Source organism: Nonomuraea sp. NPDC005692 (assembly GCF_040631115.1).
GTDB lineage: Bacteria > Actinomycetota > Actinomycetes > Streptosporangiales > Streptosporangiaceae > Nonomuraea.
Genome location: NZ_JBEXYU010000049.1, coordinates 1 through 24,512 on the forward strand (window position 1 = coordinate 1; position 24,512 = coordinate 24,512).

Annotated in this window: 24 protein-coding genes; 14 read left to right on the forward strand and 10 right to left on the reverse strand. The window is 73.8% G+C overall.

Features of this window, described 5'->3' with window-relative positions; genetic code table 11:
• Positions 1-106: 106 nt before the first annotated feature.
• Complete coding sequence (locus ABZ459_RS48970) at positions 107-484, reverse strand: hypothetical protein (protein ID WP_357987111.1); 378 nt, start codon at positions 482-484, stop codon at positions 107-109.
• A gap of 58 nt (positions 485-542) precedes the next feature.
• A complete protein-coding gene (locus ABZ459_RS48975) occupies positions 543-1,502 on the reverse strand; it encodes a Ppx/GppA phosphatase family protein (RefSeq protein WP_357987114.1) in 960 nt (319 codons plus the stop codon).
• Positions 1,503-1,666: 164 nt separating this feature from the next.
• On the opposite strand from ABZ459_RS48975, the gene ABZ459_RS48980 reads away from it, so the two are divergent.
• A complete protein-coding gene (locus tag ABZ459_RS48980; RefSeq protein ID WP_357987117.1) occupies positions 1,667-2,893 on the forward strand; it encodes a UDP-N-acetylglucosamine--N-acetylmuramyl-(pentapeptide) pyrophosphoryl-undecaprenol N-acetylglucosamine transferase in 1,227 nt (408 codons plus the stop codon).
• On the opposite strand, the gene ABZ459_RS48985 is transcribed toward ABZ459_RS48980, so the two are convergent.
• From ABZ459_RS48985 to ABZ459_RS48995, 3 genes are read right to left on the reverse strand one after another with little or no spacing between them, the layout of a single operon-like run.
• Positions 2,863-3,753, reverse strand: a complete 891-nt coding sequence (locus ABZ459_RS48985) for a hypothetical protein (protein ID WP_357987120.1) — start codon at positions 3,751-3,753, stop codon at positions 2,863-2,865. The two genes, ABZ459_RS48980 and ABZ459_RS48985, sit on opposite strands and share 31 nt — an antisense overlap.
• Before the next feature lie 57 nt (positions 3,754-3,810).
• Positions 3,811-4,698: a hypothetical protein gene (locus tag ABZ459_RS48990; protein ID WP_357987123.1), complete on the reverse strand. Its 888-nt coding sequence runs from the start codon at positions 4,696-4,698 to the stop codon at positions 3,811-3,813.
• A gap of 49 nt (positions 4,699-4,747) precedes the next feature.
• Entirely contained in the window at positions 4,748-6,220 is a 1,473-nt protein-coding gene (locus ABZ459_RS48995; protein WP_357987126.1) for a hypothetical protein, read from the reverse strand.
• Positions 6,221-6,375: 155 nt separating this feature from the next.
• On the opposite strand from ABZ459_RS48995, the gene ABZ459_RS49000 reads away from it, so the two are divergent.
• Together ABZ459_RS49000 and ABZ459_RS49005 are read left to right on the forward strand one after the other, a co-directional pair.
• Entirely contained in the window at positions 6,376-7,032 is a 657-nt protein-coding gene (locus ABZ459_RS49000; protein ID WP_357987129.1) for a response regulator transcription factor, read from the forward strand.
• Entirely contained in the window at positions 7,029-8,168 is a 1,140-nt protein-coding gene (locus ABZ459_RS49005; protein ID WP_357987132.1) for a HAMP domain-containing sensor histidine kinase, read from the forward strand. Before ABZ459_RS49000 ends, ABZ459_RS49005 begins: the two co-directional genes overlap by 4 nt.
• Positions 8,169-8,190: 22 nt before the next feature.
• On the opposite strand, the gene ABZ459_RS49010 is transcribed toward ABZ459_RS49005, so the two are convergent.
• Positions 8,191-11,016, reverse strand: a complete 2,826-nt coding sequence (locus ABZ459_RS49010) for a hypothetical protein (RefSeq protein ID WP_357987135.1) — start codon at positions 11,014-11,016, stop codon at positions 8,191-8,193.
• 76 nt (positions 11,017-11,092) lie between these two features.
• On the reverse strand, positions 11,093-12,958 hold the full coding sequence (locus ABZ459_RS49015) for a propionyl-CoA synthetase (protein ID WP_357987138.1): 1,866 nt from the start codon (positions 12,956-12,958) through the stop codon (positions 11,093-11,095).
• A gap of 57 nt (positions 12,959-13,015) precedes the next feature.
• On the opposite strand from ABZ459_RS49015, the gene ABZ459_RS49020 reads away from it, so the two are divergent.
• The gene (locus tag ABZ459_RS49020) at positions 13,016-13,654 is read left to right on the forward strand and encodes a nucleotidyltransferase domain-containing protein (protein ID WP_357987141.1); all 639 of its coding nucleotides are present in this window, start codon (positions 13,016-13,018) and stop codon (positions 13,652-13,654) included.
• Complete coding sequence (locus ABZ459_RS49025) at positions 13,651-14,418, forward strand: nucleotidyltransferase domain-containing protein (RefSeq protein ID WP_357987144.1); 768 nt, start codon at positions 13,651-13,653, stop codon at positions 14,416-14,418. The genes ABZ459_RS49020 and ABZ459_RS49025 overlap by 4 nt, the downstream gene beginning before the upstream one ends.
• Before the next feature lie 33 nt (positions 14,419-14,451).
• Here the strand turns inward: ABZ459_RS49025 and ABZ459_RS49030 are convergent, their stop codons facing one another.
• Positions 14,452-15,387: a GNAT family N-acetyltransferase gene (locus tag ABZ459_RS49030; protein WP_357987147.1), complete on the reverse strand. Its 936-nt coding sequence runs from the start codon at positions 15,385-15,387 to the stop codon at positions 14,452-14,454.
• A gap of 241 nt (positions 15,388-15,628) precedes the next feature.
• Between ABZ459_RS49030 and ABZ459_RS49035 the strand changes: the two genes are divergently transcribed.
• The gene (locus tag ABZ459_RS49035; protein ID WP_357987150.1) at positions 15,629-16,630 is read left to right on the forward strand and encodes a hypothetical protein; all 1,002 of its coding nucleotides are present in this window, start codon (positions 15,629-15,631) and stop codon (positions 16,628-16,630) included.
• Between the two features lie 99 nt (positions 16,631-16,729).
• A complete protein-coding gene (locus ABZ459_RS49040; protein ID WP_357987153.1) occupies positions 16,730-17,245 on the forward strand; it encodes a hypothetical protein in 516 nt (171 codons plus the stop codon).
• Positions 17,246-17,323: 78 nt separating this feature from the next.
• On the opposite strand, the gene ABZ459_RS49045 is transcribed toward ABZ459_RS49040, so the two are convergent.
• Positions 17,324-18,118, reverse strand: a complete 795-nt coding sequence (locus ABZ459_RS49045) for a methyltransferase domain-containing protein (RefSeq protein ID WP_357987156.1) — start codon at positions 18,116-18,118, stop codon at positions 17,324-17,326.
• Between the two features lie 124 nt (positions 18,119-18,242).
• On the opposite strand from ABZ459_RS49045, the gene def reads away from it, so the two are divergent.
• The 5 genes from def (at position 18,243) to ABZ459_RS49070 (ending at position 21,768) form a co-directional block, all read left to right on the forward strand.
• Positions 18,243-18,809: a peptide deformylase gene (gene def / locus ABZ459_RS49050; protein ID WP_357987159.1), complete on the forward strand. Its 567-nt coding sequence runs from the start codon at positions 18,243-18,245 to the stop codon at positions 18,807-18,809.
• Between the two features lie 7 nt (positions 18,810-18,816).
• On the forward strand, positions 18,817-19,446 hold the full coding sequence (locus ABZ459_RS49055; protein ID WP_357987162.1) for an XRE family transcriptional regulator: 630 nt from the start codon (positions 18,817-18,819) through the stop codon (positions 19,444-19,446).
• Positions 19,439-20,860 (forward strand): pyridoxal-dependent decarboxylase, encoded by a 1,422-nt coding sequence (locus tag ABZ459_RS49060; protein WP_357987165.1) that lies wholly within the window; start codon positions 19,439-19,441, stop codon positions 20,858-20,860. Before ABZ459_RS49055 ends, ABZ459_RS49060 begins: the two co-directional genes overlap by 8 nt.
• Before the next feature lie 131 nt (positions 20,861-20,991).
• Positions 20,992-21,408 (forward strand): CBS domain-containing protein, encoded by a 417-nt coding sequence (locus ABZ459_RS49065; protein WP_352325227.1) that lies wholly within the window; start codon positions 20,992-20,994, stop codon positions 21,406-21,408.
• A 9-nt stretch (positions 21,409-21,417) separates the two neighbouring features.
• The gene (locus tag ABZ459_RS49070; protein ID WP_357987169.1) at positions 21,418-21,768 is read left to right on the forward strand and encodes an MmcQ/YjbR family DNA-binding protein; all 351 of its coding nucleotides are present in this window, start codon (positions 21,418-21,420) and stop codon (positions 21,766-21,768) included.
• Positions 21,769-21,784: 16 nt separating this feature from the next.
• Here the strand turns inward: ABZ459_RS49070 and ABZ459_RS49075 are convergent, their stop codons facing one another.
• Positions 21,785-22,645 (reverse strand): hypothetical protein, encoded by an 861-nt coding sequence (locus ABZ459_RS49075; protein ID WP_357987172.1) that lies wholly within the window; start codon positions 22,643-22,645, stop codon positions 21,785-21,787.
• A 102-nt stretch (positions 22,646-22,747) separates the two neighbouring features.
• Here ABZ459_RS49075 and ABZ459_RS49080 point away from each other — a divergent pair, with 102 nt between their 5' ends.
• Both ABZ459_RS49080 and pfkB read left to right on the forward strand, forming a co-directional pair.
• Positions 22,748-23,509, forward strand: coding sequence for a DeoR/GlpR family DNA-binding transcription regulator (locus ABZ459_RS49080; protein WP_357987175.1), 762 nt, complete (start codon positions 22,748-22,750; stop codon positions 23,507-23,509).
• The gene (gene pfkB / locus ABZ459_RS49085) at positions 23,506-24,489 is read left to right on the forward strand and encodes a 1-phosphofructokinase (RefSeq protein ID WP_357987178.1); all 984 of its coding nucleotides are present in this window, start codon (positions 23,506-23,508) and stop codon (positions 24,487-24,489) included. The genes ABZ459_RS49080 and pfkB overlap by 4 nt, the downstream gene beginning before the upstream one ends.
• Positions 24,490-24,512 lie beyond the last annotated feature (23 nt).

Sequence of the window (24,512 nt, forward strand, 5' to 3'; positions counted from 1 at the left end):
TTTCTACTCGCGCGGGTAGCCCCGGGGGGGGGGTGTAATACTACTAAACCCCTGGGCCCCCCCCCCGGGGGGCGGGGGCCGCCGCGTCAGCGGCGGCCCGGCCTTCTCACTGTTCGTTGCCGGAGACGGCGGTGGAGGTGAGGCCGGAGGGCCTGCGCCCGCGGGCGCTCCGGCCGGGACGGCTCACGTCGGGACGCCGGTCGCCCCCGCGGATCACGGGCGCGAGCCGGAGACGGCGGCTCACCAGGGGCGTGCCGCCGCTCAGCTTCGCCCGCAGCCGCGCGGGCGCCTCGGGGGCGCTGAGTTTCAGCGGCAACCGTGCCCCTCGGCGGGTCAGCCGCCGCCACAACGTGTGCCAGTCCACCATCGTTCCGGCCAGCGCGCCCATCGCCAGCACCGCGACCACCGCGATGACCAGGACGGCCAGGACGATGAGGACGAAGACGATCACCAGGGAGCCGATCGTACCGAGGACTGTCAACATTGGGCGAAAAGTGCCCGCTCACCAGCGAATTATGCCAATTTTTTAGGATAGATCGGCCTTACTCGGCAATCCCCGTGGACTGGTCCAGCCGTCCGGGCAGGAGGTCGAGCCGGCGCAGTATCACGCCCTCGCGCAGCGCCCACGGGCACACCTCCAGCCGCTCGACCTCGAACAGGTCCATGGCGGCGTCGGCCACCAGCGCCCCGGCCGCCAGTTGCGCGGCCCGGCCCTCCGACACCCCGGACAGCTCGGCCCGCTCGGCGGAGCTCATGCCGGTCAGCCTGGCCGCCCAGGCCGCCATGTCCGCCCGCGAGAGCGCGCGCGAGACGTACGGGCCCTCGCTGGAGGCGGCCGCGCCGGCGATCCTGGCGAGCTGCTTGAAGGTCTTGGAGGTGGCCACGGCGCGGTCGGGCTCGCCGTACCTGGCCACGTCGCCGACCGTGCGGGCGATCTCCGTACGGACGTGCTTGCGCAGCTTGCGCACCTCCTCGGCGGACGGCGGGTCGCCGGTGAACCAGTCGCGCGTCAGCCGCCCGGCGCCGAGCGGCAGCGACACCGCGACGTCGGGCTCCTCGTCCACCCCGGCGGCGATCTCCAGCGAGCCGCCGCCGATGTCGAAGGCCAGCAGCCGCCCGGACGACCACCCGAACCACCGCCGCACCGCGAGGAAGGTCAGCCGGGCCTCGTCGCGCCCGGACAGCACCGCGATGTGCACGCCGCAGCGCTTGTCGATCTCGGCGAGCACCTGCTCGCCGTTGGCCGACTCGCGCACGGCCGAGGTGGCGAAGGCGAGCAGGTCCTCCACCCCCTTGTCCTCGGCCAGGCGCACCGCCTCCTCGACGAACGCGCCGAGCCGTTCGATGCCCTCGGGCGCGAGCCTGTTGTCCGCACCCAGGTACTGGGTGAGGCGCAGCTCTTCCTTGTGGGAGTAGGCGGGCATGGGCCGCGCGCCCCGGTGGGCGTCGACGACGAGTAAATGGACGGTGTTCGAGCCGATGTCCAGCACGCCTAGTCGCATGGGAAAACGCTACCGTTCTGCGGCTTTTCCGGCGAAGCCGGCTCCGCCCCGGCCGAACGGGGCGGAACCGGCCGGCCGCCGCCGGGCTGCCGCGCGCGCGTCGAACACGCCCGGCGGCCGGACCGGGCACACGGGCTTCCGCCGCGCGGCCATAGTCTGATCGCATGTCACGAACCCTGCGACTGCTGATCACCGGCGGCGGCACCGGCGGTCACACCTATCCGGCCCTGACGACCCTGTCGGCCGTCCAGCGACGTCAGGTGCCGCACGACGTGCTGTGGGTGGGCACGGAGAACGGCCTGGAGGCCCGGATCACGGCCGAGCACGGCATCCCGTTCAAGGCGATCACCACGGGCAAGCTGCGCCGCCGTCCCAACCTCAAGGAGCTCGGCACCAACATCGCCGACGTGTTCCGCATCCCCGTCGGGGTGTTCCAGGCGGTGGGGCACGCCGCCCGCTACCTGCCCGACGTGGTGCTGTCCACCGGCGGGTACGTGGCGGTGCCGATCGGCGTGGCGGCCAAGCTGATCCGCCGCCCGCTGGTCATGCACGAACAGACGACCGTGGTGGGCCTGGCCAACCGCATCCTGGCCAGGCTGGCGACCCGGATCGCGCTGTCGCACGAGTCGTCGCTGGAGTACCTGCCGCCCTCGGCGCGGGCGAAGGCCGTGGTGACCGGCAACCCGGTGCGGCCGGAGCTGCTGCAGGGCAACCGGGCGGCGGCCTACGACCTGTTCGGGCTGACGTTCGAGGTGCCGCTGATCTACGTGACCGGCGGGGCGCAGGGCAGCAAGCAGATCAACACGCTGATCGCCGAGATCCTGCCGCGGTTGTTGCCGCACGCGCAGATCGTCCACCAGTGCGGGCCGGCCTGGATCGACCAGATGCGGGCGGTCGAGGTGCCGCCCGGCCTGGCCGACCGTTACCACCCGGTGCCGTACGTGGGGGCCGAGCTGCCCGACCTGTTCGCCGCGGCCGACGTGGTGATCTCGCGCAGCGGCGCGGGCACGGTGTCGGAGCTGACCGCGATCGGCAAGCCGTCGCTGCTGGTCCCGCTGATCCCGACCGGGGGTGACGAGCAGCGCAAGAACGCCGGCTACCTGGTCTCGGCGGGGGCCGCGCGGGCGTTGCTGGAGCCGCGGCCGACGGCCGAGCAGCTGCTGGCCGAGCTGATGCCGATGCTGGCCGATCCCGGGCTGCGCGCGGCGATGGGGCAGGCGGCGGGCAAGCTGGGCCGCGTCGACGCCGCCGACGCCCTGTGCGACCTGCTCCTGGAGGCCGCCCACGGCGGAACCCACCCGCCGCACGCCGCCGGCTCCCCCGCTCCGCACGTCCAGGGCGGTCAGGGCGGTCAGGGCGGTCAGGGATTCGGGGGGCCCGGCTCCAGGTAGCGGAAGGCCTCGTGGGCGGAGCTGACGCTCCGCCTCAGCGCCTGGTCCAGGCGGTCGGCGTCCTCGGTCAGGCGGGTCAGCTCGTCCATCGCGGCGTCGCCCGCGCCGGTCTCGGCGACGAGCTCCTCGTACTCGTGCAGCCGCGCGCGCAGCTCGGCGATCTGCTGCCTGGCCCGGTAGGCGCGTTCGGCCTCGGCCACGTTGGCGGCGTACCGCTCCAGCGCCTCCACGCGGGCCACGACGGCCTCCTCACTGCTGTCCAGCGCCCTGGTGAGGGGTTCGGCCACGGCCGCGACCTCGGGCGCGCTCTCCCCCGCCAGGGTCTGCCGGTGCCTGGCGCGCAGGCCGGACAGCTTGGCCAGCAGGCGGGCGATCTCCCACTCCTGGGCGGGCAGCATCACCGCGTTGCGCACGTCGTCCAGCAGCCCTTCGAGGTTGACCCGCGACTGCGACACCGTGGCGACCGCCCGCTGGGCCCGGCGCAGCAGCCTGCGCGAGGACTCGTCGAGGTCGTCGAGGAGCACGTACCGGCCCTCGTGCCGGACGGCCTGGGCGTGCACCCGCCGCTCGTGCTCGGCCTCCTCGCCCTCCGGCGTCTCGGTGCGGACGAACGTCACGATCATCAGCGGGATGGCGAGGAGCACGAGCAACAGCGGCCCCAGGGAGCGGCCGAGCCCGCCGGCGCCCAGCAGCAGGCCGAGGCAGACGGTCGCCCCGCAGACGGCGCCGAGCCGCCAGTACGGCGCGGCGGGCAGGCCCGGGGCGTCCGGGACCCAGCCCCTGCGCGTCCTGAGCAGCAGCCGCCGGTTGTCCCTGAGCAGCCGCGCGTCGGCCGGCGGCACGCCTGGGTCGACGATCACGTCGGCCATGATGTCGGATCGGATGGGGATTCACCTCCTGCGAGGGCGGTTCCGAGGTCAGCTCTCCAGGTAACGGAACGCCTCGTGCGCCGACCGCACGCTGCGCCGCAACACCTGCTCCAGGTGGTCGGCGTCCTCGGCGAGCCGGTCGATCTCCGGGACGGCCAGCGCGTCGGCGCCGGTCTCGGCCAGCAGCTCCTCGTAACGCGGCAGGCGGGCGCGCAGCTCCTCGATCTGGCCGCGGGCGTGGTAGGCGCGTTCGGCCTCGGCGACGTGCCCCGCGTAACGTTCCAGGGCCTCGACGCGGGCGATCATGGCGGCCTCGCTGGTGGCCAGGGCCCTGTCCAGCGGCTCGATCACGGCGGCCACCTCGGGGGCGATGCCCCTGGACACCAGGGCCGCGTGCTCGGCGCGTAAGGCCGACAGCTTGGCCAGCAGGCGGGCGATCTCCCACTCCTGGGCGGGCAGCATGAGCGCGTTGCGGGCGCCGTCGAGCAGCCCCTCGGCGTTGACGTGCGAGCGCAGCACCGAACCGATGGCCCGCTGCGCCCTGGTCAGCACGTCCGCGGCGTCCCGGTCGAAGTCCTCGGGCAGCAGGTAGCGGTCCCGGTACGGGCGGGCCCGCTCGTACACCTCGCGGTCGCGCGACACGTCGTGCTCGGGCAGCTCGCTGATCGACGCGATCTTGACCAGGACGATGAAGACGAACGTGCCCAGCAACGTGAACCCGGCGGCCGGGTGGGACAGGGCCAGCAGCACGGCCATGAGCGCGACCACCCCGGGCGTGGCGGCCAGCAGGGCGACGCTGGAGACGTTCCGGAACCGGCCCGGACGCGCGTCGGCCGGTGGCACCCAGCCCGACCGGATCCTGGACAGCAGCGCGGCGTTGGCCCGCAGCATCCCCGCGACCTCCGGAGGAACCCCCGGATCGACGACCACACCCACGCTCTGTCCCGGCACCTTGGCGCCCCCAACGCTCGCGATGCAGTGGATATTACGTATTCTTTCGCAAGGATGTCAGCCTCCGAAAGGTCAGGCCCGGAAACCCCCAGGTCCGCGGTGTCCCCGAGACGGCCCCCGCGACGGCCAGAGCGGCGGACACGCAGGCGAAGGGGATGGCGGGCAGGACGTAGCGGTGATCGAAGTCGAGGGCCGCCACCGGGGCCAGGAGCAGGAACGCCGCGATCGCCCAGGGCAGCAGCGCGGCGCGCCGGCGTCCGGCCGAGCCGAGGCCGCCGGCCAGGAGCAGCACGCCGAAGACCGTGCCGTGCAGGAACCAGGGATAGGGGTAGGCGGCCAGGATCGAGGCGTACGGCTCGACGGAGCTCATGCCGCGGATGCCGGGGTCGTACTCCGAGCGCACCTTCGCGACGAGGGCGTGCTGCTCGGGCAGCGGCCAGGAGCCGCGGGGGAAGGTGGTGGACGGGTTCATCCGCCGGGGGTGGGGCACCGGCGACCAGGTGAAGGCGAGGGAGGTGTCGCGGGCCACCTCGCGCAGGTAGTCCAGCGGCTGGACGGCGATGGCGCGCAGGGCGAAGGACCTGGCCAGGTCGTTGTGGGCGAACCGGTCGCCGGGGAGCCGGTTGAGCGAGGCGCCGGGGGCCCAGACGTACTCGGAGGCGGCGTCGGCGACGGTGCCGTTCGGGCAGAGCGGGGCCTCGGCGGGCGGCGGCTTGATGATCGAGCAGTCGGCGAAGGTCATGGTCCTGGCCCACAGGGCGACGCCGTCGGAGCCGCTGAGGGCGAAACGGCCGTGGTGCTGGGCGTACCAGCCGGCGTAGGCCGCCAGCGGGAGGACGCCGGCCAGCACCAGCGCGGCCACCCGCCGCCAGGGCGCGCGGCGCAGCAGCAGCCAGCCGGCCGCCAGGGCGAGCAGCGGCACGGCGGCGGTCCTGGTCAGCCCGGCCAGCGCGAGCAGCAGCCCCGCCACCGCCGCGGCCCGCGCCGACGGCACACCGGGCCAGAGGCCCCGCGGCGCGCCGGAGGGGGCCCGGCGCCACATCAGGACCACCAGCGCGGCGGTGATCAGGAAGATGACCTGCAGGTCCGACAGCACGGCGTGCTCCAGCCGGAGGAAGGACGGGTCGAACAGCACCGGCACGGTCGCCAGGGCGGCCCCCCAGCCGGGCAGCGAACGGCGGCGCAGCAACGCGTAGATCATCACGCCGATCCCCAGCCCCATGGCGTGCTGCACCCCGGCGATCAGTTCCACGCTGCGGAAGGGCCGCAGGGCCCACAGGAACCAGGAGTACCCGGCGGGGTGGAAGGCCGCCTGGGGTTGCATGTGCACGGCGGTGTCCAGGTACGTGAAGGAGTCGTACCAGTAGAGCTGCGCCGTGTCGTAGCCGAGTATGACCAGCACGCGCAGTGCGGCGGCCAGCGCCAGGACGCAGGCGAACAGCCCGTGGCCGCGCGGGCGGCGCGCGGCGGGCGCGAGCGGACGCGTCCCGGCCAGGGTGGCTGCCATGACCTTCTCCCCCGTAGCCGACCGGGCCGGTCCCGGTCGTGAGGGAGGCAGTCCAGCGGGACGCCGATAACCTGAGCGTCACCGGAAGTGGTTACGCCCGCGTTATGCGGTCTGGTCCAGACTTGCGGCATTTATGATCTTCTTGGGGGCTACAAGTGCGGGTTTTGATCGCCGAGGACGAGCGCATGCTCGCCGACTCGATCGCCGAGGGGTTACGGGGCGAGGCTCTCGCCGTCGACGTCGCCTATGACGGGGAGGCGGCGCTGGAACGGCTCGGCGTGCACGACTACGACGTGCTGATCCTGGACAGGGACCTGCCTGGGGTGCACGGCGACGAGGTGTGCCGGACGGTGGCGGAGCAGGATCGGCTGGTCAGGGTGCTCATGCTGACCGCGTCCGGCGACGTGCGCGCGCGGGTGTCGGGGTTGTCGCTGGGGGCCGACGACTACCTGACCAAGCCGTTCGCGTTCGAGGAGCTGGTGGCGCGGGTGCACGCGCTCGGGCGGCGCGCCCGCCGGGCCGACCCGCCGATGCTGGAGCGGGCGGGCGTGCGGCTGGACTGGGCGCACCGGCAGGTGTTCCGCGACGGCGTGTACGTGCCGCTGGCCCGCAAGGAGTTCGGCGTGCTGGCCGAGCTGCTGCGCGCCCAGGGCGCGGTGGTCTCGGCCGAGGACCTGCTGGAGAAGGTCTGGGACGAGCACATCGACCCGTTCACCAACACCGTGCGGACCACGATGATGAAGCTGCGCAAGAAGCTCGGCGAACCGCAGGTGATCGAGACCCTCCCCGGATCGGGGTACCGCATCCCATGACCGTACGCATGCGCTTCGCCCTGGCCTGCGCCGGGGTGTTCTTCTTCCTCGGCGCCCTGGCGGTGACCGGGGTGTACTTCGTCGTCCGGTCGCAGCTGGAGTACCGGGCGGACCTGATCAGGCCCGACTTCCCCCGGCAGTACTCCTACGGCGACTCCTACGAGGTCGCCTACCGCAACGCGATGCGGGTGCGCGCGGCCTACCAGCGCGAGACGCTGAGCGGCGTGCGCACCCTGGGCGGGCTCATCGTGCTGGCCGCCACGGCCGGGGCGTTCGGGGTCGGCTGGCGGGCGGCGGGCTGGGTGCTGCGGCCGGTCAAGACGGTGACCGAGACCGCCCGCCGGGTCGCCCAGAGCCACGACCTGACCGAGCGCATCGGGTACGAGGGCCCGCGCGACGAGGTCAAGGAGCTCACCGAGATCTACGACACCATGCTCGGCCGGCTGGCCCGCTCGTTCGACGGGCAGCGCCGCTTCGTCGCCAACGCCTCGCACGAGCTGCGCACCCCGCTGACGATCAACCGCACCCTGGTGGACGTCGCGGTGCGCCGCCCCGACGCCACCGACGACGTCAAGCGGCTGGGCGAGTCGCTGCTGCTGGTCAACGCCCGGCACGAACGCCTCATCGACGGCCTGCTGGCCCTGGCCGAGGGCGAGCAGGCGGTGCTGGACCGGCGGCCCTTCGACCTGACCGACGTCGCCGAGCACGTGCTCGACCAGGCCGGCGAGGAGGCGGCCGAGCGGGAGGTGACGATCCACCGGCTGCTGGACTCGGCGCCGACGACGGGCGAGGCGGTGCTGGTCGAGCGGCTGGTGCAGAACCTGGTGGAGAACGCGATCCGGCACAATCAGCCCAAGGGCGAGGTGTGGGTGACGACGCGGCGGCGGGCCGAGCAGGTCGAGCTGGTGGTGGCCAACACCGGGCTGCACGTCCCGCCGTACGAGATCGAGACGATCTTCCAGCCGTTCCGGCGGCTGCACGGCGACCGGCTGCGCTCGGAGCGGGGCAGCGGGCTCGGCCTGTCGATCGTGCGGGTCATCGCCGAGGCCCACAAGGGCACGGTCACCGCCAGGCCGCGCGACGAGGGCGGCCTGACGATCACCGTGGAGCTGCCGGTGGATCAATCCGTGCCCTGACCGTGATCGCGCCGCCGGTGGATCAGTCGGCGCCCTGGCGGATCTGCCAGAGTTCCTCCTCCGGCACGCCCGCCTTGACCAGTTGCTCCCAGGTCGCGACGCGCTCGGTCGGGTCGGCCAGCACCAGGCCCAGCAGCGGACGCAGCTCGGCGTGGTCGGCGCCGTCCGCGCGCCACAACGCGCCCAGCGCCCGGTGCACCGCCGGGGACCGCACGGCCGCCGTCTCCACCAGCTCCCGCAGGACGGCCACCCGGTCGTGGAAACGCAGCGCGCGCCCCTCCCCCACGGCCAGCATCAGCAGGTCGAGCAGCCTGCGGTGGCGGGGCGCGTGACCGGTGGCGGCGGCGACGATCACGTCGCCCATGGCGGTGCCCTCGGCGCCGCCGAGGATCACCTCCTCCTGGCCCCGCCCCGCGACGCGGTGCGCCGACAGGGCGTTGACCAGACCCGTCCAGCCCTCGTGCCCGAGCTGGCCCTTCCACAGGTGGCTGAAGGACGCCCAGCGGCCCAGCGGGTCGGGCCCGCCCAGGATGTGCGAGACGGGCACGGGCTCCGGCGAGGCGGCCACGATGAGCAGCGCCAGGTTGGCCGAGTAGGCGGCCAGGCGGCGGGTGACGGGATGGCGTACCGGCTCGAAGCCGGTGAAACAGCGGCGGCGGCGCTCGTACAGGGACCGGCGCAGCAGCCCGGCCAGGTGGGCCACGCACCGGGCGCGTACGGCCGCCGGCACCTCGTCCAGCAGCTCCAGGATGAACCCGACCGTCGGCCCCCGCTCGGCCAGGCAGGAGAACGACGTGACCGCGTACAGCAGGTCGTCGTCCACGCTCTGGGCCAGGGCCAGCGGCTCGTCCCCGGCCAGGCGGCGGCGCCGGTCGAGGTCGCGCAGCGCGTACACGGTCAGCCAGGCCGTCAGGAACTCGCCGAAGGTGGAGTGGAGGAAGGAGTGGCCGTCCCGGCGGATGAAGAAGAAGCGCTCGGTGGCCCGGCGGGCCCAGTCGACGGGCGGGCGCGGCTCGCCGGGCTCGTCGGGCTCGTCCTGACCGCCCTCGCACAGGGCGGGCAGGTCGCGGGCGAGGTCCTCCTCGGTGATGACCTGGCGGCCGCGGGCGAGCATGGACAGGGCGACCGTGCCGAGCAGGACGAGCTCGCTGTCGATCGCCACCCGCTGCGGGGTGGCCGTCTCGCGTTCGGTGAAGTCGCGCAGCAGCACCTCGTACAGGCGGGCGCGGCCGATCGGGCGGTGCTCGCGCTGCAGGGCGTTGCCACCGGCGTCGTAGAGGGCGAGCAACAGCAGGAGCAGCGGCTGCCGGGCCATCTCGCCCTGGGCCAGCGCGGTCGCCGCGGGCAGCGGCTTCAGGTCGCGCCGGGCCAGCAGGGCGCGGTTGGCCTGGTCCCAGATGTCGAGCCACTGGCGCACCTGGTCGTCCTCGAACGGCTGGAGCTGCAGCGCCAGCAGCCCGTCGGGGAACCTGATGCGGTCGGCCACCACGGTCCGGCTGGTCACGATCACCACGACGGGCCGCCCCAGCGCGGCCTCGCGGCGCTGGAACTCCTGGAGGTGCCCGAGGTAGTCGTAGCGGTTGACGCCGCCCTGCAGCAGCTCGTCGAAGCCGTCGAGCAGGATCACCGGCAGCGCGCCGTCGCCCGCGGCGACCAGGTCGGCGTAGGCGACCTCCTCCTCCAGCACGGCGGCGACGGCCTGCTGGATCTGCTCGGTGACCGGCGCGCGCGGCGAGACGCGCGGCAGCTCCACCCTGAACGGCAGGAACTCCGACCTGGCCAGCCGGGCGCCCAGCACCTCGGTCAGCTTGGACTTGCCCGAGCCGGGCTCGCCGAGCACCAGCAGGGGCGCCTGGGTGGCGCGCAGCGAGGTGAGGTGGCCGACGAGGAACGCCTCGGCGTCGGGCAGCAGGCGTTGGTCGCGCCACCAGCCCACGGAGGAGGGATCGGACTCGCGGGCCAGCTCGGCGACCCGGCAGCGCGGGCTGAGATAGCCCTCGCCGAGCAGCGGGAGCGAGACGTCCTCGGGCAGCTTCCCGGCGGCCAGCAGGGGACGGTCGAGCGCGTTCGCGGCCATCCTGGCCCGGTGGATCATGGGACGGTCGCCGACCCGCGGCGGGGCCAGCTCGGCCAGCAGCCAGGCCACCCGCGACAGGCCGGTGCCCGGCGTCTGGCGGTCGGTGACCAGGCTGCGCACGCCGAACTCGTGGCTGTCCAGGGACAGCGAGCGGAAGTCCTCGTCGTAGATGCGCAGGGCGTGCGCGGGCGGGCCCTCGGCCAGCATCCGGGGTAACAGGAGCTGGTCGTCGACCGGCAGCTCGTCCCACACGCTGAGGCCGCCGACGAACCCGGCCATCGCCTCCGACATGCGCAGGTGGGCGCGTTCGACGGCCTGGCGGGTCTCGGCGAAGGGCACGTGCGGCTCGGGGGTGGGCAGGCGTTCCATGAGGAGACCGGCCACCAGGCGGGCGAAGCGCTCGGGGGTGGGCACGCCGTGGGAGATCTTGTCGGCCCGGTCGAGCTGCTCCAGGGTGAAGGGCAGCTTGGCCTCCCCCAGCGCCTCGAACCAGGCCGAGACGACGATCACGGCGTGCGCGGCGGCCAGGCGCTGGGTGCGGGTGTAACGGTCCACGCCGCTCTTCAGCTCGGGCAGCCTGCGGATGACCTCCTCGCCGTAGCGCACGACGTCGGAACGCAGGTCGGCCAGGCCCATGGTGAGCAGCCCGCCCCCGGCCAGCGCCCACCCCGTGCGGGCGGCGGCCGCGGCGAAGCCGACCACCTTGACGAGCCTGCCCTCCTTGCAGCCGAGCACCCTCAGGGCGTCGGCGTAACTCGGGGTCTCGATCATCAGCCTTCTCTCCGGGACCGGGAGGTCCCATCATGCGCCGGGAGGCGCCCCCGGCGCCGCCCGGATGCCCGCTCCGCTATGGACCGTTCACCGCGTCGGCGATCTCCGGCAGCACGCCGGGGTCCTCGATGGTGGACGGCGTGGCGTACGGCCGGCCGTCGGCGATGTCGCGCATCGTGGCGCGCAGGATCTTGCCCGAGCGCGTCTTGGGCAGCCGGGCGACCACCACGGCCCGGCGGAAGGCGGCGACCGGCCCGACGTGCTCGCGCACCAGGGCGGTCAGCTCGCGCTCGACGTCGGCCGGGTCGCGGGCCGCGCCGGACTTGAGCACCACGAACCCGACCGGGAGCTGCCCCTTCAGCGCGTCGGCCACCCCGATCACCGCGCACTCGGCGACGTCGGGATGGGCGGCGATCACCTCCTCCATCGCGCCCGTGGACAGGCGGTGACCGGCCACGTTGATCACGTCGTCGATGCGGCCCATGACGTAGAGGTAGCCGTCGGCGTCGATGTGGCCGCCGTCGCCGGTGAGGTAGTGGCCGGGGTAGCGGGACAGGTAGGAGGCCGTGAAGCGTTCCTCGTCGCGGTAGAGGGTGGGCAGGCAGCCGGGCGGCAGCGGCAGCCGGACGGTGACCGCGCCCTCCACACCGGGCGGGCACTCGCGGCCCTCGGCGTCGAGGACGCGCACGTCGTAGCCGGGGACGGGTTTCGTCGGCGAGCCCGGCTTGATCGGCAGGGTCTCGATGCCGACGCAGTTGGCCGCGACGGGCCAGCCGGTCTCGGTCTGCCACCAGTGGTCGATGACCGGGACGCCGAGCAGGTCGCCGGCCCAGTGGTAGGTGTCGGGGTCGAGGCGCTCACCGGCGAGGAAGAGGTGCCGCAGCCCGGACAGGTCCCACTTTCTCGCGAAATTGCCGGCCGGATCTTCCTTCTTGATGGCCCTGATCGCGGTGGGCGCGGTGAACAGCGTGCGCACGCCGTGCTGGGCGGTCACCCGCCAGAACGCGCCGGGGTCGGGGGTGCCGACGGGCTTGCCCTCGTACAGGACGGTCGTGCAGCCGGTCAGCAGCGGCGCGTAGACGATGTAGGAGTGGCCGACGACCCAGCCGACGTCGGAGGCCGCCCAGAAGACCTCGCCGGGGGCGGCGCCGTAGACGTTGGTCATGCTCCAGCGCAGGGCGACCGCGTGGCCGCCGTTGTCGCGCACCACGCCCTTGGGCAGGCCGGTGGTGCCGGAGGTGTAGAGCACGTAGAGCGGGTCGGTGGCGGCCACGGCCACGCATCCGGCGGGCTCGGCGGCGCGCACGGACTCGTGCCAGTCGAGGTCGCGGCCCGGCGTCAGCTCGGCCGGGCCCTGCGGGCGCTGCAGGATCACGCAGTGGGCGGGCCGGTGGGCGGCCTGGTCGAGGGCGGCGTCGAGCAGCGGCTTGTAGGCCACGACGCGGGCCGGCTCGATGCCGCAGGAGGCCGAGAGCACGACCTTGGGCTCGGCGTGCTCGATGCGCAGGGCCAGCTCCCTGGCCGCGAAGCCGCCGAACACCACCGAGTGCACCGCGCCGAGCCGCGCGCAGGCCAGCATCGCGACGACCGCCTCGGGCACCATCGGCATGTAGATCACGACGGTGTCGCCGGCCGTCACGCCGAGCGCCTTCAGCATGCCCGCCGTCCGCGCCACCTCGTCGAGCAGCTCGGCGTAGGTGATCGTGCGGATGGTGCCGGTGACCGGGCTGTCGTAGATCAGCGCCGCCTGGCCGCCGCGGCCGGCCGCGACGTGCCGGTCGAGCGCGTTGTGGCAGGTGTTGAGCCGCCCGTCGGGGAACCACCTGTTCCCGTCGCTGACGACGGCGGGCGCGACGTCCCAGTCGATGTCGCGCGCCGCCTGCGCCCAGAACTCCTCCGGGCGCTGGATGCTCCGCCGGTAAGCCTCGTCATAACCGCCCACTTTTCGATCAGACCAGCCGCCGGCCCCCGAACGCAAGCCCCGTGGGAGGGTGTCCGGATGAATGACGATCTCATCCTGTCCGTCGTGACGGGCTCGCGGGCGTACGGGCTGGAGACCGCGGCGTCCGACATCGACCGGCGCGGCGTGTTCGTGGCCCCCACCGCGGACTTCTGGCGGCTGTCCAAACCGCCCACGCACCGCGACGGGCCGCTGCCCGAGCAGTTCTCGTGGGAGGTGGAGCGCTTCTGCGTGCTGGCGCTGGAGGCCAACCCGACGGTGCTGGAATGCCTGTGGTCGCCGATCGTGGAGGTGGAGACCCCGGCCGGGCGGCGGCTGCGCGAGCTGCGCGGGGCGTTCGTGTCGCGGCGGGCGCGGCAGACCTTCGCCGGGTACGCCGTCGACCAGTTCCGGCGTCTCGACCCGGCGGCGCCCAAGTGGAAGCAGGCGATGCACATGCTGCGGCTGCTGCTCAGCGGCCTGCACCTGATGCGGCACGGCGAGCCGCTGGTCGATGTCGGGGCGCACCGCGAACGGCTGCTGGCGGTCAGGCGCGGCGAGGTCCCATGGGTCGAGGTGGACGCCTGGCGGGCCGAGCTGGCGGCGGAACTGGCCGCCGCGCCCTGCGTCCTGCCGGAGCGTCCGGACCGCGAACGGGTGGAGGACTTCCTGGTGGGCGTGCGGAAGGAGCACCTGTGAACGCGCTGCCGTGGGGGCTGCCGTCCGGGCTGCCGTCCTGGCTGCCGGAGATCCCCGGCGAGCAGCCGTACCCGGTGGCGTTCTCCACGGTGAGCGGCGCCCACCTGTACGGCTTCCCGTCCGTGGACTCCGACGTGGACCTGCGTGGCGTGCACGTGCTGCCGGTCGAGGAGGTGGCCGGGCTGCGCACCGGGCCGCAGACGCTCGACTGGACGTGGACGCGCGAGGGCGTCGAGGTGGACCTGGTCACGCACGACCTGGTCAAGTTCTGCCGCCTGCTGCTCGGCCGCAACGGTTACGTGCTCGAACAGCTCCTGTCGCCGCTGGTGGTGACCTCCTCGCCGGTGCACGAGGAGCTGACGGCGCTGGCGGCCGGGTGCGTGACGCGGCACCACGCCCACCACTACCTGGGGTTCGCCCGTACGCAGTGGCAATTGTTCGGGCGTACGGGCGAGCTGAAGCCGCTGCTGTACACCTTCCGCGTGCTGGCGACGGGCACCCACCTCATGCGCACCGGGGAGCTGGAGGCCGACCTGACCCGGCTGCTGCCCTACGGGCCGGCGTACCTGCCGGAGCTGGTGGCGGCCAAGCGGGAGGCCGAGCACGGCGCGGCGCCGCCGGTGGCGGGCGTGGCCGAGGACGTGGCGCGGATGACGGCCGCTCTGGAGGCGGCGCGCGAGGGCTCCGCGCTGCCCGAGCGGGCCACCGCGGAAGACGCCCTGCACGACCTGGCCGTGCGGGCGCGCCTGGCGTCCCGTCCCTGACGGGGTGCGGCCGGTCAGGGACGGGACAGGGGGTCAGGCTGCGCCGGGGTCGGCCGACAGGACCAGCCGGACCGAGACGTTCTCGTACCCGGCGCGTTCGAACGCCCGCGCCATCGGGACGTTGCCCGCGTCGGTGTCGGCCATGATCCCCGGCACGCCGCGCTCGGCGTGGAAGCGGGTGATCTCGCCGAGCAGCTCGTCGACGTAGCCGCGGCCCCGGTGCGCGGGCACCACGCCGAGGTAGCCGACCACGGGCCCGGCGTCGTTGGCGGACGGCAGCGCGACGCCGACCAGGTCGCCGGCCTTGTCATAGGCCAGCCGCCACCAGGACCGATCGCCCCGCATCGAGCGGTTGTCGCGGACGTCCTCGCGGGCCTGTTCCACGGGATCCATGGTCATCAGGGCCTGGCGGGTGTGGAAGTCGAGGGTGCCCTCGGCGACCTGGCGGAAGGCGTCCACGAACACCTCGTCGTCGTCATCGCCGCGGAAGACCAGCCGGTCGGACGGCTCGGGCACCGGCGAGCCGGGCGTCCAGGCGTAGCGCAGGCGTTCCAGCTCCTCGGTCAGCCCGGCGCGGCCGGCGGCCTCCCAGCGCCAGGCGATGGCCGCCGACGCCTTCGGGTCCTCCCGCCAGCCGTTGGAGACGAAGACGTGGTACTCCGGCGTCCGGCCGAACGCGGCGTGCGCGTGGCGCAGCAGCTCGGCGGCCAGCCCCACACGGTCCTCGACGGAGGGGTGGACGTAGACGCAGTCGAGGGCGAGCGGTCGCTCCTCGCCGGCGAAGCCCCACCAGACGGCGCGGGCCAGGATCTCGCCGTTCTCCTCGGCGAGCCAGATCCGGTCGTAGCGGTAGTTGCGGCTCTCCAGGAAGGAGAGCAGCCGGTCGGGATGGGCCCAGCTGATGGATTCGTCGACGACGCAGCCGAGCAGGCGGTCGAGGTCAGCCTCGGCCGCGGTACGGAAAAGCACAGTTCCTCCGAGAAATGAAAATCACACTTACACTGCCAAACATCTCAGTGCCTCCCTTCTCCCGACATTTCGCAGCACTCTAGTCCAAGCCGCCACCGCCCGCCCGCCGTTTTCCCGGACATGATCTTCCCCTCGTGGCCGGAGGACGACGTGAGTACGCTGGACCGCGTCCAGTTTCCGGCGTTTCCCGATCCGGCGGGACGATTCCGATCCGGCCGACGATGAGGACAGGATGGGCTCCGTGAGGTCCAACGACGACGACACGCTGCCGCTGCAACCGCCGATCCGGCTCCCCGACGCCGCCACCCTGGCCTCCGCGGTCCGCGCCGCGCCGCTCGCGGGCGAGCTGAAGGCGCTGCTCGACCCGCCCGACGACCCGCAGCCTCAGCATGGCGACGAGCAGGGGCACGAGCAGGGGCACGAGCGCGCCGGCGACGCGCGGGTGCTGGAGGCGTGGGCGCGGGTGTGCCGGACGCGGCTGGCCGCCGACGAGCGGCTGCTGCTGGAGCTCATCCGCATGTTCCTGTCCAGGGAGCCGGTCGCCGGGCGGGTGCCTCAGGCGCTGACCGATCTGGGGCTGGTGCGGCAGGCGGAGCCGTACACGCTGAGCTGGCTCGGGCTGTGGGTGGCGCGGCTGATCATCGCCGAGACCGCCGGTCAGGAGATCCCCGTCATGGGGACGCTGGCCGGCGCCGACGCCGCCACGCTGCTGCACGGCCTGCGCTCCTACCCCGAGGCCGAGCGGAGCGAGGAGCTGGCGGGCTGGCTGGCCGGCCGCGACCGGGAGCGGGCCGCCGCCGAGATCGCCGGTGCGCTGGCCGGTGTGAGCCCGCTGAGCCGGGCGGTCGGGGTGGATCTGCTGGAGTCGGGCCTCGGCGAGGAGGGCCGCCGGGCGCTGCGCGGGCTGCTGGAGGAGCCCAGGCTGGGCGCGGTGGTCGCGGCCAGGACGGGCCGCGAGGAACGGCCGCCCACCCCCGACGAGATCGCCTGGGTGCTGGTGGACATGGCGGCGGCGCTGCTGGAGTTCGGCGGCGGCGAGGCGGGCGAGGTGATCGACTCGATCGCCATGGGGATGGACGCGGAGGAGCAGGCGGGCACGATCGCGATCCTCGCCTTCGGCGACCACCCGTGGACGGGACGGGTGCTGCGGGTCGTCATCGACCACCACCCGGACGAGCGCGTCACGGCCGCGGCCCGCAAGGCCCTGCGCCGCCTGCGCGGCCTCGCCGACATCCGCACCTGACGGACGCGACTGCGGGGACACGGCTGCGGGGACACGGCTGCGGGGACAGGGCTCCGAGGGGACGCGGGCGCGGCGGCCGGGGCCGGTAGAGTCGGCTCGATGACGAAGCATACGATCTCGCCGCAGAGCGGCATCCTGGGCGACGGCTTCGGCTGCGACTGCGGCGCGGTGCTGGCCGGGCGGATGGCGGCCGAGCTGCACGCCGCCGAGAACGGCCGGTGCTCGGCCTGTCTCGGCTCGGCGGTGGAGCAGCTGGCCCCCGACCTCACGCGAGGGTGCACGGTCTGCGCGGCGACCGGGGGCCGCAAGGAGCAGATCACCTGGCAGCTCGCCCACACCGAGGCCGAGGAGCTGATCACGATGACCGTGGTGCGCGGCATCGTGGCGGGGATCGACGGGCCCTTCCACCTGTCGGACATCGCCGACACGGTGCGGGCCGGGTTCGGGTTGCCCGCCGGGCGGCTGCCGGTGGGGCCGCGGGTGCGCGACCTGCTGCTCCAGCTCCAGGCGGCGGGCGAGATCGCCATGTTGTCGGCCCCCGACGAGCTGCTGGGCACCGACCAGGTGCTCTACCGCGACCCCCAGTGGCAGCGCACCCGCACCCTCGGCCTCTGAGCCGCACCCCCCAGCGGGTCAGGAGCGGCCCGTCACCCTCCCGGCGGATCACGGGCGGCCCGTCGCCCGCCCCGCGGGTCAGGGGCGGCAGAGGATCTCGCCGTGCAGCACCGAGAGCCAGGCGTCGTCGTCTGCGGCCCATTCCAGCCAGCCTTCGGCCATGCGCTCCAGATCGGACTCGGTGGCCGCGCCCGTGGCGAGCGCCTGCTCGGCCAGGGCCGACCGCCGGACGCGGTCGGCCCACATGCCGCCCCACCATGCGCGGTCCTCGGGGGTGGCGAAGCACCAGGTGGAGGAGGTGGCGGTGACCTCCTGGAAGCCGGCGGCGCGGGCCCAGGACAGCAGGCGCCGCCCGGCGTCCGGCTCGCCGCCGTTCTGGCGGGCGAGCCGCTGGTACAGGGCCATCCAGTCGTCCAGCGCGGGCAGGCGCGGGTACCAGGCGAAGGCCGAGTAGTCGCTGTCCCTGGCCGCGACGTACCCGCCGGGTTTGGTCACCCGGCGCATCTCGCGCAGCGCCCGCACCGGGTCGCCCACGTGCTGGAGCACCTGGTGGGCGTGGACCACGCAGAAGGTGTCGTCGGGGAAGTCGAGGGCGTGCGCGTCGGCGACGGCGAAGTCCACGTTGCCCAGACCGCGCGCGCCGATCTCGGCCCTGGCCAGCGCCAGGGCGTCCGCGGTCACCTCCGACGCCGTCACGTGGCCCACCAGCGCGGCCAGGTCCGCGGTGATCGTGCCGGGCCCGCTGCCCACGTCGAGGAGCCTCATCGCGGGCCGCAGGTGCGGCAGCAGGTACGCGGCCGAGTTCTCCGCGGTGCGCCACCGGTGCGAGCGCAGGACGGACTCGTGGTGCCCATGGGTGTAGACGGCGTCCATCGAAAGACTCCTTCACGACGATGTGTGCTCCGACCTTAACGCGAGTCTCACCTTTCGAGAGGGACCGTCTTTCTATATGAGACGGCCTGGGTCGTCCGGCGTCGCTCGTAGACTGGTCACGGCAATGTCCTGGCAAAAGGAAGGCGTGGTCGTGGGAGAGGTCCGGCCGATCGTGCACGTGGGCGATCCGGTGCTGCACAATCCGTGCGAGCCGGTCACCCGGTTCGACGGCGAGCTGGCGGCGCTGGTCGACGACATGTTCGCGAGCATGTACGCGGCCGAGGGCGTGGGCCTGGCCGCCAACCAGATCGGCGTGCCGCTGCGCGTGTTCGTCTACGACTGCCCCGACGCCGAGGGCGTCGCCCACAAGGGCGTCGTCGTCAACCCGGCCCTCGAGCTGCCCGGCCTCGGTGAGCGCCGCCTCGACCCCGACGACGAGGGCTGCCTGTCGGTCCCCGGCCAGTTCGCCCCGCTCCCCCGGCCCGACCACGCCACCGTCCACGGTTTCGACACCGAGGGGCGGCCGGTCACGGTCGAGGGCACCGGCCTGCTGGCGCGCTGCCTCCAGCACGAGACCGACCACCTCGACGGCTACCTGTACATCGACCGCCTGTCGGCCAAACGCCGCAAGCAGGTGCTGGCAGCGTACGAGCAGACCAAGGCCGCTAAAGAGGACATTTCTCCGCTATAGTGGAGGAATGCAAGGTGAAGGCGTACTGTCCAGCGGGCTGTCCCTGGCCGAGCTGGGCGGGCGCATCCGCGCCGAGCGGCGCGGACGCGGGTTGTCCGTCGAGCGCCTGGCCGAGCTGAGCGGCATCAGCAGGAGCATGGTCTCCGACGTCGAGCGCGGCGCCAAGTCGCCGACCGTGCTGGTGCTCGACCGCCTGGCCACGGCCCTCGGCACGTCCATCTCCCGGCTCCTCGACGAACCGGCCCGCGAGGACGTGCGCGTGCTGCGGCACGACCGGCAGCGGGTGCTGCGCGACCCGTCGGGCTGGGAACGGCGGGTGTTGTCGCCGGTGCTGGCCGACGTGGAGTTCGAGTTCATGCGGACCACGATCGGCCCCGGCGTGGACGCGGGCGAGTTCGCCCCGCACGTCCGGGGCTCGCGCGAGTACCTGGCAGTCGAGCGCGGCACGCTGCGCCTGACGATCGACGACCGGCCGTACGAGCTGGCGGCCGGCGACTCGGCCGCCTACCCCGGCGACCACCGCCACGCCTTCGCCAACGACGGGACCGCCGACTGCGTCTTCTACCTGGCCATGGAGCTGGGCGGCGGCCATGAGAGCAGGCATCACGAGACCTGGAGGGAAGCCCCGCATGGATGAGCTGCGCCGCGCCGGCGTCAGGGCGGCCGAGATCGCGGCCGCCCATCTGGAGGGCGTCCCGGCCGGGCCGGTCTGGCGGCCGGTGCCCGCCGCCGAGCGCGCCTGGCTGGCCGAGCTGCCGCTGCCCGAAGCCGGGCGTCCCCTCGACGCGCTGCTCGACGACGTGGGCGCCCATGTGCTGCCGTACCCGATGGGCAACGGGCACCCGCGCTTCTTCGGCTGGGTGAACTCGCCGCCCTCCCCCGCGGGCGTGCTCGTCGAGCCGCTGGCCGCCGCGCTCAACCCGAGCTGCGCGGGCGGCGACCACGCGGGCCCGCTGCTGGAGCGTACGGTGGTGCGCTGGCTGGCCGAGCTGGTCGGCTTCCACCACCCGCCCGGCGGCGGCCTGCTGACCAGCGGCGCGTCGATGGCCACGATCGTCTGCCTGGCCGCCGCCCGGCAGCACGCCGCGCTCGCCGACGGCTGGGACGCCCGCGAGGAGGGCCTGCACGGCCGCCCGCCCATGGTCCTGTACGTCACCGAGGAGGGCCACAGCTGCCTGCACAAGGCGGCCCAGCTGCTCGGCCTCGGCGCCCGGAACGTCCGGAAGGTGCCGGTGGACGCCTCCTTCCGCATGGACGTCGGCGCGCTGCGCACGATGATCGCCGACGACCTGGCGGCGGGCCTGCGGCCGTTCTGCGTGGCGGGCAGCGCGGGCACCGTCAACTCCGGCGCGGTCGATCCGCTCGACGCCATCGCCGACGTGGCCGCCGAGCACGGGCTCTGGTTCCACGTGGACGGCGCCTACGGCGCGCTCGGCGTGCTCGACGCGCGCTCGGCGCCCGCCTACGCGGGCCTGGACCGGGCCGACTCGCTGGCCCTCGACCCGCACAAGTGGCTCGGCGTCCCGGTCGGCTGCGGCTGCGCGCTGCTGCGCGACCCGGCCGCCGCGCGGGCCGCCTTCAGCCTGGTGCCGTCGTACCTGGTCGACGACAACGCCGACGACCTGGGCTGGTTCGCCGAGTACGGGCCCGAGCAGACCCGTCCGTTCCGGGCGCTGAAGACCTGGGCGACGCTGTCGTACCTGGGCAGGGAGGGCGTCACGCGCCTGGTCGAGCACACCGGCGGCCTGGCGCGCACGCTGGCCGCCATGGTCGAGCAGGCCGCGGACTTCGAGCTGCTCGCGCCGGTCGCCACCTCCATCACGGCCTTCCGCCACACGCCCGCGACCGACGGATCCGGCGGACCCGGCGGGCTCGACGCGCTCAACCGGGCCCTGCCGGGCGCGGTCCAGGCGCGCGGCAACGCCTTCCTCACCGGCACCCGCCTCGGCGGCCGGGACGCGCTGCGGGCCTGCTTCCTGCATCCCGACACCACCAAGGACGACCTGGCGATCCTGCTGGCGGAGATCCGCCTGGCGGCGAAGACGCTCTGAGGCCCGGTAAAGGGCTGCTCCACGGACGTACCGGACACGCATGGCCGGACGCCGGGATCCGACAAAGCCCTGTGAGCTCTCCCCCTGCCCGGGTAGTAAGCGGCCGGGACGTGAGCAATCAGGAGGATCCCATGGCAGAGACCGTGGCAGACGTGATGACTTCCCACCCGGCGACGGTCGAGTGCGACCAGCCGGTGTCGGCAGCCGCGGCGCTCATGCGCGACAACGACGCTGGCGCGGTGATCGTCAACGAGAACGGGCGCATGAAGGGCATCGTCACCGACCGGGACATCACGATCCGCGTGGTGGCCGACGAGCGGGGGCCGGAGACGCCGGTCAGGGAGGCGTGCAGCCCGTCGGTCGAGGCGGTCGGGCCGGACACGAGCATCGACCAGGCCGTGCAGATCATGCGCTCGCACGCCGTGCGCCGCCTTCCGGTCGTCGAGGACGGCCGTCCCGTCGGCATCGTGAGCCTGGGCGACCTGGCGGTCGAGCGCGACCCGGACTCCGCGCTCGCCGACATCTCGGCCGCGGAGGGCAACCGCTAACGTGGCTGTGTGATCACAGTCGAGGACGTCCGGCGCTTCGCGCGCACCCTTCCGCGCTCGTCCGAGCACCTGATCCGGGACCGGGTCAAGTTCCGCGTGGGAAAGATCGTCTACGTGGCGTTCTCGCGGGACGAGACGCTGATGGGCTTCGGGTTCCCGAAGGAGGAACGCGAGGCCCTGGTGGCGGCCGAGCCGGCCAAGTTCCTCATGCCCGGCGAGTCCGATCTGCGCTTCAACTGGGTGGTCGCCCGCATGGACGCCCTCGACGCGACGGAGATGCGCGAGCTGGTGCTGGAGGCGTGGCGCATGTGCGTCCCGAAGAAGGTCCGCCTGGAACAGCAGCTCCAGACCGGCCCCTGAAGCCGTTCCGCCGTGGTCACGACACCGAGCGATAGAGGGCCGAGGTCAGGTCGGTGACGCGCTTGACCGAGCCGCTCCACGCGCTGCCCGCCGGGTGGGCGGTGAGCACCGCCATGACCAGGCGGTCGCCGGTGCCGGCCAGGCCCGTCGTGTGCAGCACGGGCCGCCCGTAGTCGGGCACGCCCGAGCCGGTCGCGCGCTGCGCGATCCACGAGACGGGCGCGGCCAGCGCCTTGGGGTCGCACTTGCCGGGCGGCGTCGTGCCGAACCCCGACCAGCCCTGCTTGACCGCCCAGGGCCTCGGCACCGCGCGCGGGATGCCGAAGGTCTGGTCGAAGCCGTCGGTGCCGCACGGCGTGGAGGCGCGCAGGTGGCCGAGGATGAGGTCGCGCACCCGGGCGTCGGCGGTGTCGAGCAGGTAGCGGTAGGTCCGGACGACGTCGTACGCGCTGAGCGAGGTGTAGCCCCAGAAGCCCGGCTTTGAGGCGGGCGGCGGGGTGGTGTCGGACAGGCCGAGCCGGCGGGCGGTCCGGACGATGATCTGCCCCTTGCCGTCACGATCCCAGAACGCCGAGGCGGCGTCGTCGTCGCTGGAGCGCAGCATGATCTTCAGCAGCCGGGCGTCGGCCGGCGGCACGCTCTTGCGCCGCTCCAGGTAGTCGATCGCGATGAGGATCTTGACGACCGACGCCGAGCGGAACTTGCGGTGGGCGTTCCGGACGGCGACGATCTTGCCGGCCTTCCGGTCGAACACCACCCAGGCCGCCGTGGTGCCCGCTGGCACCTGGATCGGGCGGGCGACGGCGGCGTGGGCGGGCGTGGCCAGGGCGACGACGGGGACGACCGCCGCCGCGGCGGCCAGGGGCTTGATTCGCACCCGCCTATAACTACCAGATTGTGTCGTCCACCCCTTGACCGTCCAACGAAAGCGGGTATAAACACAGGAGAAACCAAATAGAAACGGCGGTGAACCAACATCATGTACGCCGAGGAGCGGCAGCAGGAGATCCTCCGCAGAGCACGGGACGCGGGCCGCGTCGACGTGGTGAGGCTGGCCGCCGAGCTCGACGTGACCACCGAGACGATCCGCCGCGACCTGACCGCGCTGGAGCGGGCGGGCGTGCTGCGCCGGGTGCACGGCGGCGCGATCCCCGTGGAACGCCTGGGGTTCGAGCCCGCGCTGGCCGCCCGCGACGAGGTGATGACCGCGGAGAAGGAGCGCATCGCCAAGGCGGCCCTGGCCGAGCTGCCCGAGGACGGCTCGATCATCATCGACGCCGGCACCACCACCGGCCGCCTGGTCCAGGCGCTGCCCGCCGACCGCGAGCTCACCGTGATCGTCAACTCGCCGCCGCTGGCCACCGTCCTGGCCTCGCGGGCCAACCTCCAGGTGATCGTGCTGGGCGGGCGGCTGCGCGGCAAGACGCTGGCCACGGTCGACGACTGGGCGCTGCGCCCGCTGGCCCACCTCAACGTCGACGTCGCGTTCATGGGCACCAACGGCTGCTCGCCCGCCCGGGGCCTGACCACGCCCGACCCGGCCGAGGCGGCGATCAAGCGGGCCATGGTCCGGGCCGCGCAGCGCAGCGTGCTGCTGGCCGACCACACCAAGTTCGGCAACACCTACCTGGCCACGTTCGCCGAGCTGGGCGAGATCGACGTGGTGATCACCGACGCCGGGATCGACCCGGCGCTGGCCGCCGACGTCGCCGCGGCCGGGCCGGAGGTGATCCGCGCGTGATCCTCACGTTGACGCTCAACCCGAGCCTCGACCGCACGATCGAGATCGCCGCCCTGGCCAGGGGCGCGGTGATCCGGGCCGCCCGTGCCCGGCTCGACCCGGGCGGCAAGGGCGTCAACGTCTCGCGGGCGCTGCTGGCCAACGGCGTCGCCGCCCGCGCCGTGCTGCCCTTCGCCGGGGACGAGGGCGCGCAGCTCGTCCGCCTGCTGGCCGCCGAGGGCCTGGACATGGTCACCGTCCCCGTGGCGGGCACGACCCGGTCCAACGTCACGCTCGCCGAGCCCGACGGCACCGTCACCAAGATCAACGAGCCGGGGCCCGCGCTGTCGGCGGCCGAGCTGGACACGGTCGCCGAGACCGTACTGGCCGCGGCGCGGGAGGCGGACTGGGTGGTGGCCTCGGGCAGCCTGCCGCCCGGGGTGCCCGCCGACGTCTACGCCCGGCTGTGCCGCCGCTTCGCCGCCGCGGGCCTGCACGTCGCCGTGGACACCAGCGGCCCGGCCCTCGCCCGTGCGCTGGAGGCCGGTCCGGCGCTGGTCAAGCCCAACCTCGACGAGCTGGCCGCGGTGACCGGCCGCCCCTTGTGCCGGGTCGGCGACGTGGTCGAGGCGGCGGCCGGGCTGCGCGCCGCGGGCGCCCGTACGGTGCTGGCCAGCCTCGGGGCCGACGGCGCCGTCCTCGTCGAGGACGACGGCGTCTGGTACGGCGAGGCCGCGGTCACCGGCCCGCGCAGCTCCGTCGGCGCCGGTGACGCCATGCTGGCCGGGTTCCTGGCCGCGGGCGGGCACGGTGTCCCCGCCCTGGCCGAGGCGCTGGCGTGGGGCGCGGCGGCGGTCCGGCTGCCCGGCAGCAGGATGCCCGGCCCCGCCGACATCGACCGCGCCGGGGTGCGCACGGGAGCCCACGACCCGGCCCGCCCGCTCACCGTCCCGCACGCGCCGCCCGTCCCGGAGCCGGTCGCCCCCTCACCGTACGGCTGATCCACTGCTCATCCCCCCGAAGG